The organism is Kitasatospora sp. NPDC004669, assembly GCF_040609455.1.
Classification (GTDB): Bacteria; Actinomycetota; Actinomycetes; order Streptomycetales; family Streptomycetaceae; genus Kitasatospora.
Genome location: NZ_JBEXKB010000153.1, coordinates 1 through 8,735, shown reverse-complemented (window position 1 = coordinate 8,735; position 8,735 = coordinate 1). Strand labels below are relative to the sequence as shown.

Here is an 8,735-nt window from a genome sequence, read left to right as displayed (position 1 = left end):
CCTCCGGCGGCCACCCGTTACCGATCCGCCGCAGATCTCCTCGCCGCCGCACGAAGCGAAGACGACACACCGACAAGTTGATTCCTTACGGCTTCAGTGGGTGCGACATCTCTGCCAGGAGGCTCCGGGCAGCATGCCGCCGATCGCGTCCACGAGGCCGGCGTGGGCGTCGGAGACGACGAGCTTCGCCCCGGCCAGGCACGCGGGCGACCAGGGACCTCAGGAAGGCGGTCCAGCCGGCCCCGTCCTCGCTTGCGGCGATGTCGATGCCGAGGATCTCGCGGTGCCCGTCGGCGTTGACGCCGACCGCGACCAGGGCGTGGACGTTGACCACCCGGCCACCCTCGCGGGCCTTCTGGGTGAGGGCGTCGACCCAGACGAAGGTGTAGGGGCCCTGGTCGAGGGACCGGTTGCGGAACTCGGCGACCCGATCGTCCAAGTGGCGGGCCATCTCGCTGACCTGGGACTTGGACAGCTGGGTGACGCCAAGGCTTTCGGCGAGCTTTTCAACCCGGCGGGTGGACACGCCGAGCAGGTAGCAGGTGGCGACCACGCTGATCAGGGCCTGCTCGGAGCGGCGCCGGCGCTCCAGCAGCCAGCCGGGGAAGTAGGAGCCGGAGCGGACGCGCGGGATGGCCAGGTCGATCGTGCCGACGCGGGTGTCCCAGTCCCGATGCCGGTAGCCATTACGGGAGTTGACCCGGTCCTCGCCCGAGCGGCCGTACTCGCCGCCGCAGGCCCGGTCGACGTCGGCAGACATCATCGCCTCGGCGAAGGTCTTCACCATCACGCGCAACAAGTCGGGACTCGCCGAGGCCAGGTTCTCCTTCAGCAGGGCAGCGAAGGGCAGACTGTCGGGTGCGGTCATCGTGCGGATCTCCTTCAAGAGCTTGGTCGTTCTCGAAGAATCAGCCGGTGGCCGTCTCACGTTCTCGGGCGACACCCGCTACCAGGACGAAACCCCCGGATCGGATGGAACCCGTACACCACTTCCCTGGACGCAACCCCACCGATTGCGGGCCAGAGCCGAAGACCGTACAGACCCTCCATCCCCCCCGCGATGCTCGGTACTGGCCGCTGAATACGGTGGAGGAGCCCGGGTTGATGAGAGGACGCGAAGACGTGGATGTGTATGAGGCCGTGGACAGTCGCCGAGCCGTGCGGGCGTTCAGCGATGAGCCGGTGCCCAAGGAGATACTCGAGCGAGTGCTGACTGCAGCGACGCGGGCTCCGTCCAGTGGGAACCTCCAGCCGTGGCATGTGTATGTCGTGACCGGCGAACCCTTGGCCGAACTGAAGAGGCGCGCGACAGCCAGGGCACTGGCGGGAGACCCGGGTGATGAGCGGGAGTATCCGATGTACCCGGACGAACTGACCTTGCCCTATCTGGACCGCTTCGCCGCTGCGGCGGCTCAGCGGTACGAAGCGCTGGGGATTGAGCGCGATGACCCCGACCGGCCCCAGAAGATCGCTACCTTGAACTCGGAGGCGTTCGGGGCACCGGTCGTCTTGTTCTGCTACCTCGACCGGACGATGGGGCCCGGACAGTGGGGTGACGCGGGGATGTACTTGCAGACGGTCATGCTGTTGCTGAGGGCGGAGGGGTTGCACAGCTGCCCCCAGGTGATGTGGACCATGTACCGCAAGACCGTCAGCCGAACAGTCGGAGCCGATGACGAGCTCGTGCTGTTCTGCGGCATCTCAGTGGGATTCGAGAAGGAAGGCGTGCCACAGATGCGTACCGGGCGGGCGGACATGACGGAAACGGTGAGCTTCATCGGAGTGTGACCGCTGACGGCCGAGATCGCCAGGACACCGCCTGGGGGGCGTGCTGGTGACGGTGTGTGCCGGACCTGCCCAGGCCGGCATGTTGGTGGGCCCGGGTGATGGTGGGTGCGTCAACGTCGGCAGCGCCGAGTCGGTCGGGGCCGCGGTCGGCTCGCCGGGCGTCCTGTCGGGGAACATGGTGCAGATCCCCGTGAACGCGCCGATCAACCTGTGCGGCAACAGCATCCACATCGGCGGCGGCGGAGGCAACGGTGGAGGCGGAGGCCCGGGCTAGTCACGGCTGACGTTGTGCCATCTCCATACCCATGGGGAGAGCACCTGCTGGAACAGCCCCCGTGCCGATCAGGCCGGGGGCTGTTCCACGCCTGGGCCGTCTTCAGCTCAGGCCGCCGTCTCCCCGATGGCATCGGGTTACGGTCCGCTGCGCCAGCGTGGTGTGGTCCCGGGTGTCACCGGGGTGCGGCCTCGACACTGCCACGAACCAGCGTTGTTGGTGGCCAGTTTCAGATTTCCCCGCGCGCGGCCAGTTGGCGGGGAGTCATCTGGCCGCGAATGTCACAATGCGTAGTCGTCAACGGAGTCGGTGTCCGGCTCCGGCTGTCGGTCGCCCGGCCGGCTACGCGAGGTTTCCACCGGGAAGTGGATCGGGCTGAGCAGGTATTGCGCACGCTCGGGGCCGGGCGAGTTGGCCAGCCTCGGCGCGATGGCCGCACGTAGCTCGACGATCAGCTCCGCCAGTTCCGCCGGGCTGAGCCAGAGGGCATGCTGCCGGTAGCCCACCTGGTCGGCCGCGGGGTCTGCCTCCTCACGGTCGAGGTAGGCATTGAACTCGGCCAGCAGGGCGGTCATCGCGGTGGTGAACGCCTGTCGATGGTCTTCGGGGGCGAATGCGCGGAACTCCTCGACCCCGATGACGGCCCGGTCCTGGCACAGCCGGTAGTGCCGTTCCACCGCCCCACGCACCCTGTGTTCCTCGGCCACCTCCAGGATCCCGCCGCTCACCAGCAGATCGATGTGCCGGTAGACGGTGGCCTTGGAGGCTTCCGGGATTCGCGCGCACAGCTGAGCGGTGGTCAGCAGCCGTCCACCGCCCATCGCATGCACGATCCGCAGCCGGATGGGGTGGGCGAGCAGTCTCAGGGAGTCCATCCCCAAACCTTCTCACAACTGATACCGTTCTCAAGCATGAGAGCGAATAGGGATGGGGCGCTGGAGGTGGCGCGCGGCTTCGCCGCGCTGCTGCGGGCTGAGCACTTCGACCAGATTGTGGAGCTCTTCGCGCCCCCACTACGGGCCGCGGTCTCCTCCGAGGTGCTGCGGCTGGCCTGGGCGGCCGAGGCTGCCGGGCGCGGCGGGATCCAGGCAGTCCAGGAGCCGGAGATCGAGGCCGGCGAAGCGGACCCGGTCCGCGTGCGCATCGCGATCACCTGCGCCGACGGCAGCTTCACCGTGGTCACATCAGTTGGTGACGACGGCCTGCTGCACGGGCTACGACTCGGTCCGCACGGTGGCGCCGTGTGGCAGCCGCCGCATTACACGCAGCAGGACCGCTTCACCGAACGGGAAGTCCTGCTCGGGACGGGGCCACTCGCCGTGCCCGGCACGCTCACCCTCCCCGACGGCCCTGGCCCGTGGCCCGCTGCGGTCCTACTCGCCGGCGGCGGGCCCTTCGACCGGGATGAGACCAGCGGCCCGAACAAGCCGCTCAAGGATCTCGCCTGGGGACTCGCCTCCCGTCAGGTGGCCGCGCTGCGCTTCGACAAACCGACCTTCGCCCACCCGAACCGCGTCCCCTCCGACTTCACCATGGCCGACGAGTACCTGCCTCCCGCGCTCGCCGCCGTCCAACTGCTGCGGCAGCACCCCGAGGTGGACCCCGACCGGATCCATCTGCTCGGCCACAGCATGGGCGGCAAGGTGGCGCCTCGGATCGCCGCCGCCGATCCGTCGATCGCGGGCCTCGTACTGCTCGCTGCGGACGCGCAGCCGATGCACCATGCGGCCGTCCGGGTGGCGCGCCACCTCGCGGCCCTCACCCCCGGCCCGGGTACCGACCAGGCGGTGGCCTCGCTCGCCGGCAAGGCCGAGCTGGTGGCAGGACCTGAACTCACCCCCGACACACCGCCAGAACTTCTGCCCCTGGGCCTCTCCGCCGCCTACTGGCTCGACCTGCGCGCCTACGACCCGCTGGCCACGGCGGCCGCACTGACCCGCCCGATGCTGATCCTGCAGGGAGGACGGGACTACCAGGTCACCGTCACCGACGACCTGGCGCTCTGGCAGCGGGCCCTCGCACACCGGCCCGGGGTAAGGATCCGAATCCACCAAGCCCTCAACCACCTCTTTTTCCACGGCAGTGGCGATCCCACCCCGGCCGACTACGCCAAGCCAGGACATGTCGCTCCGGCAGTGGTGGACGAGATCGTGACCTGGCTGGCACTGCCGCAGGAGAGAAGCAGCCACCCTCGGTCACATCCGTAACTGGCCGTCCGTGGGGAATTCCTGGCGGCCGCCGCCACAGCGTGCTGATGAAGTTGATTTTCGGCGGTGAACAATTTTGGCCCGGAAGCCTCACGGATTCACGCCAAGATCCATTGAGCTGTCCCGTATGGATGCCACTGCGGGCCGCCCGTAGGTATCGCCGTAGATATCACTGTGGATATCCCTATCACTGTGGGTGTCTGGCGGTGGGCCTGGGGTCGTCTGTCCGGTGGGGTCCGCGGGCTGTCTGCCGCGATTCCTCGGTGCTCCCTGCGGCCGCACTACCGGGCCTGTGGCCGGTGGTGCGGCCGCTGTGTCCGGCCCTGGCCTCGCGGGTGGGGCCGCCGGCCCTGCGGGCGTGCTGGGCCCCGGCCCGGGCCTTCGGTGCCGCGCTCCTGTCCCTCGGGGCCCGTGCTGCGCCGTGCTGTGTCCTGCTTTCTGGGCCTGTGCGGTGGGGTTGAGTCGGTGACAGCTCTTGCATCTTTGGGCGGGGTGTCTGAGCTGGACCGTCTTTGTGGTCGGGGCGGGGGCGCCGGCGTTCCGGCTCGGTGGGTCCTGGGCCGGTCCTGCGGAGCCCCGGGAGGGGGCCTGTCGTGGGGGTAGGGGAGGGGTCCGTCGTGGGTCGGACCCTCGCCCGGCGGGCATTGTGCGGCCCGGCGCGGTCCCCGACAGGTCTCGTCTGAGGGGGCGTCCTGCGGGCCCACCTGCTCACCCCCGAACGCTGGCACCATCTCCTCGACCTGCGCGAACGCACCGGCCTCCACCTCATCGCCGTCTGCCACCGCACCCCACCCCCGACCCTGGCCACGGCCCTCGCCGCGACCGCGTACACCACCGTCGAGGACCTCACCACCCTCCAGCGCCTCCTGCCCACCGCCCCACCCGGCGTCGTACCGGCCGGACCCGACCGTTGGATCTCCCTGCCCACCCTCACCTACCTCACCTTCAGCAACGGCGCTTTCCCCGACTGCCGATGCGCCCCACCCACCGCCGACCCCCGCCGCACCCGCCTGCGCCAACCCCCACCAGCAGCGACGACCACCATCGCCCACCGGCTCGCCACCCGCACCGCCCACCCCCAACTCGCCGCCGCCCTGGCCACCGCCATCGTCACCGCAGCCCCCATCGACCAACTCACCGCCATCCGCCACACCGACCTCGCCCCAGACACCACCACCCTCGCCCTCCACGACCGCCACGGAGCACGACCCCTCGCATACGGCTGCGCCACCTACCCCATCCCGCCCTGGGCCCGTCCCTTCCTCCAGGCCGCCGCCCACCTCCAACGACTTGCCCCACCAGGACAGGACCACCTCCTGGCTGACCTGTCCCACCGCAGCTTCAGCCTCACCGGCTTCGCCGAACACTGCCGACTACGCCCACCCAGACCCCTAGACCCTTCCGCACCCCGCTCCCACCGCGGACCCGTCCCGGTCGACTGGGACGCGGGAACCACAGACCTCTTCTCCCGGCTTTGCCGCACCCCACGATCCTGAACGCCTCCGACACCCCCACCCCAAGCCCCGACACGGCTCACCAGGCCACCCCAAAGGCTTCTAGCCACTTGACCCGGCTGCCCTGCGACCGGGCCGGGCACCGAGGCCAGCGCCACAGTGCCGGCAGGCCCAGTGATGTCGGTGACGGATCGTATGGTCGGGCGGTGACCACCACCGACCCGCCCACCGACCGGCCCGTACCAGAGGCGCTGCCTGACCCGTCGGCGTTGCTGCGCGGGACCAATTGGGCGTCGCTGGAGACCGCTACAGGCCCTGCCAGGAAGCTGCCCCAGGCGCTGATCCGGCTTCTGGAGCCCGACCTGACCATGCCCGAAGCCCGGAAGGCCCTGGACGCCCTCGAACCGGTACGGCACCAGAACACCATCTACGACGCCACTCCCGCGACCGCCTTGTTCGTCGCGGCGCTCCTCGCCCGCCGCACGACACAGCACGGCATGGAGGCGAACGGTGTGTGCATGCTGCTACTGGCATGGCTCGCCGGGGTTGCCACCGACTCCGACGATGCCTGCGTCGCAGCCGGCAACCGCTACTTCGACGGGAACTACCTGGACGGCTACCCGGCCATGGTCGCCATGCGTGCTCTGCGACCAGTGCTCTACCGTGCCGTCTCACCGTTCCTCGACAACGCCGACGCAGCCGTCCGCGACACCGCGCTGGCCGCGGCCCTGGCCTTCGCAGAACACCCCGCCCTGGCCCCACACCGAGACAACCTCATCCACCACGCCCGCCAGCTCCTCCTCACCAACGACACGCAGTGGCGCCGCCAACAGGCCCTCGACGCCCTGCGCGCCTGGGGACACGACACCACCGGCCTGACCCGCCCCGGCGACGACGACCGAAGCCCTTACACCAGCGACTCCCTCTGGCCCGACGGAGACTTTGCCACCCCGCCCTTCTGACAGCCGGCAGCATCGACCCGGGGCCAGAGACAACCGAGCCGCCACGAACACCGCTGCCACCTCCAGCCAACCCCGCCAAACCATCCCCGACCTGCCAGACGGCCCGCTACGCCCACTCCACGCCGTGCTCGGCGAGCTGCGCCAACTGCCCCGGCGTCAGCTTCGCCCGCCTTGCCTTCTGGTTGTTGAGCCACACACCCAGGGCGAAATGCGATACGACCACCTGCTCCTCACCCCCTGGCCCAGTCTCTACGGCCTCCAGAGGTTCCTTGTGCGGGCGCCTTACGTTGGCGTGACGCTCCCGCTCCACGAACTGCGCGAGCGCCGTCAGGCCCTGGGTGAAGCGGTCCGCGCGGGACACCGTCGGCTTCGCCTCAGCCGCGACCTTCACAGCCACCAGCTCGGCATCGGCCTCGATGCCGATCGCCGCGAGCAGGTCTCGCTGCTCCTGGTCGAGTTCGGCCCACCCGGCGCGCTGCGCCTTCACCCAGCGGCCGAGCTGTTCGCCCTCGAAGACGGTGTCCGCAGGCAGCGTGGCCCAGTCGACCCGGCCGTCGGCCTCCAACCACCACTGCCGCGCGGTCGCGTACGTGCGCTGCCAGGCGATCGGCCAGGCCGGGCACCACCACGGGTCGATCTCCTCCAGCGCCCTGCGCCGCTCCGGCACGAGCGCCCCCGGTGTCGCCGCCCGGTTTTTCTGCGTAGGCATCTCGTCACTAGCTGTGGATTTCGCAGTTTGGATGGTTGGCAGCTGATGGGGCGCGCAGGTTGGTGGGCGGGTCGCTCAGTTCTTCTGGGTAGGTTGCTGTTCGTTGACCTCTGGGTTCGCCGTCCGACCACGGGGGTGCGCAGGTTGTTTGGCTGACGTGCAGGTTGGCCGGGTGGCTATGGGGTCTGGGGCGTTCCGGTGCGTGGGGGAGGCGGATCTGAGAAGATCGCGACTCTGACTTTGGGGGCGGCGAGCGGTGAAGATTTCGAGGGTCGATGCACGAGACTTCCTGTCGTTCGGTGATCTGCGTCTGCTGGTGAGGCCGGATTTGACGGTGGTGACAGGACCGAACGGCGCTGGGAAGTCCAACTTGGGGCAGGCCGTCGATGTGGTCTGCACCCTGCTCGGCTCCTACACGGGTGTGCCCGACAACGGTCGCCTGGGTCTCTTCGCTCAGGCAGGGCGATTCGGATCCGAGAGGTTCGAGATCGCTCTCGGGATCGAGTTGGACCAACCGTGGGAACGCGACTTGGTCGTGGCGTTTTTGCGAACTGCCTACATCTGTTCTCCGCCCACCGGTAGATCCACCTCCCGTACGCGGGAGGACACGGCGGTGCGCCTGTTCGACGCTCAGTCGGCAGCGTTCCTGTACTCAGGGACCCTCCGTGTTCGCTACGACGCAAGACGGTCCGCTCCATGGTCAGCCGTCTGGGAATGCGGGGAGGACGGTGCGGCCTGGTGTGTCGGTCTCGTGGGCCCCCAGCAAGGACAGCTGTTCCCGGGCACCGTAGACGGGCAGAAGCCCGTCAAGCAGCACCTGAGTCTGTTCGCGGGGTTCGAGGAGTTTGAGAGCCTGGAAAGCACAGAGCCGGACGCACACAAGGCGGGATCGGACCGCGACGAGGTCCCTGCGATACCAGCGGGGGCTGACCAGCCCCGTGACCCCGTTGACTTGCGCGCGCGGCTCATCAGCCTCGAATGCTCGGTCACCCTCGGGGTGGGGCCTGCGCAGGCAGGCAATGAACCCCGGCCGGCGCCGGTCCTCGCCCTCGCCCGCGCCCTGCACATAGACAAGCCGGATCAAGCGACCTACGACTTCACCGCCGTCATGGCGACGATCCTGCGCAAGGGCATCCTCCTGACGAACAATCGGCGCCTGCCCCTGGCACGGCGCTTCCCCTCCGATCGGCTCCACGAACCTCAGGACCTTCGCGATGGAAGCGCGGTCGCCGCTGAACTGTTCCGGCTTAGTGGTCCGTTCCGGAAGTCCTTCGGGGGTTGATCAGGCTGCCAGGGCGACGGAGGATTCTTGGTGTCGGCCGGCGGGTGCGTGCCGGTCGA

General features: G+C 69.1%; 7 protein-coding genes and 1 pseudogene. 5 read left to right on the top strand and 3 right to left on the bottom strand.

Features of this window, described 5'->3' with window-relative positions:
- Positions 1 to 96: 96 nt before the first annotated feature.
- Positions 97 to 868 (bottom strand): annotated as a pseudogene (locus tag ABZW30_RS45905) (IS256 family transposase); the annotation flags it as partial.
- 254 nt (positions 869 to 1,122) lie between these two features.
- On the opposite strand from ABZW30_RS45905, the gene ABZW30_RS45900 reads away from it, so the two are divergent.
- On the top strand, positions 1,123 to 1,788 hold the full coding sequence (locus tag ABZW30_RS45900; RefSeq protein WP_355677297.1) for a nitroreductase: 666 nt from the start codon (positions 1,123 to 1,125) through the stop codon (positions 1,786 to 1,788).
- A gap of 79 nt (positions 1,789 to 1,867) precedes the next feature.
- Positions 1,868 to 2,062: a chaplin gene (locus ABZW30_RS45895; protein ID WP_355677296.1), complete on the top strand. Its 195-nt coding sequence runs from the start codon at positions 1,868 to 1,870 to the stop codon at positions 2,060 to 2,062.
- 281 nt (positions 2,063 to 2,343) lie between these two features.
- Here ABZW30_RS45895 and ABZW30_RS45890 read toward each other — a convergent pair whose 3' ends face one another.
- Positions 2,344 to 2,937, bottom strand: coding sequence for a helix-turn-helix domain-containing protein (locus ABZW30_RS45890; RefSeq protein ID WP_355677295.1), 594 nt, complete (start codon positions 2,935 to 2,937; stop codon positions 2,344 to 2,346).
- Positions 2,938 to 2,973: 36 nt separating this feature from the next.
- Here ABZW30_RS45890 and ABZW30_RS45885 point away from each other — a divergent pair, with 36 nt between their 5' ends.
- Both ABZW30_RS45885 and ABZW30_RS45880 read left to right on the top strand, forming a co-directional pair.
- Positions 2,974 to 4,269, top strand: coding sequence for an alpha/beta hydrolase (locus tag ABZW30_RS45885; RefSeq protein ID WP_355677294.1), 1,296 nt, complete (start codon positions 2,974 to 2,976; stop codon positions 4,267 to 4,269).
- Between the two features lie 1,660 nt (positions 4,270 to 5,929).
- Positions 5,930 to 6,685, top strand: coding sequence for a hypothetical protein (locus tag ABZW30_RS45880; protein ID WP_355677293.1), 756 nt, complete (start codon positions 5,930 to 5,932; stop codon positions 6,683 to 6,685).
- Positions 6,686 to 6,791: 106 nt separating this feature from the next.
- Here ABZW30_RS45880 and ABZW30_RS45875 read toward each other — a convergent pair whose 3' ends face one another.
- A complete protein-coding gene (locus tag ABZW30_RS45875) occupies positions 6,792 to 7,394 on the bottom strand; it encodes a helicase associated domain-containing protein (RefSeq protein WP_355677292.1) in 603 nt (200 codons plus the stop codon).
- Between the two features lie 256 nt (positions 7,395 to 7,650).
- Between ABZW30_RS45875 and ABZW30_RS45870 the strand changes: the two genes are divergently transcribed.
- On the top strand, positions 7,651 to 8,676 hold the full coding sequence (locus ABZW30_RS45870) for a hypothetical protein (protein ID WP_355677291.1): 1,026 nt from the start codon (positions 7,651 to 7,653) through the stop codon (positions 8,674 to 8,676).
- Positions 8,677 to 8,735: the final 59 nt, after the last annotated feature.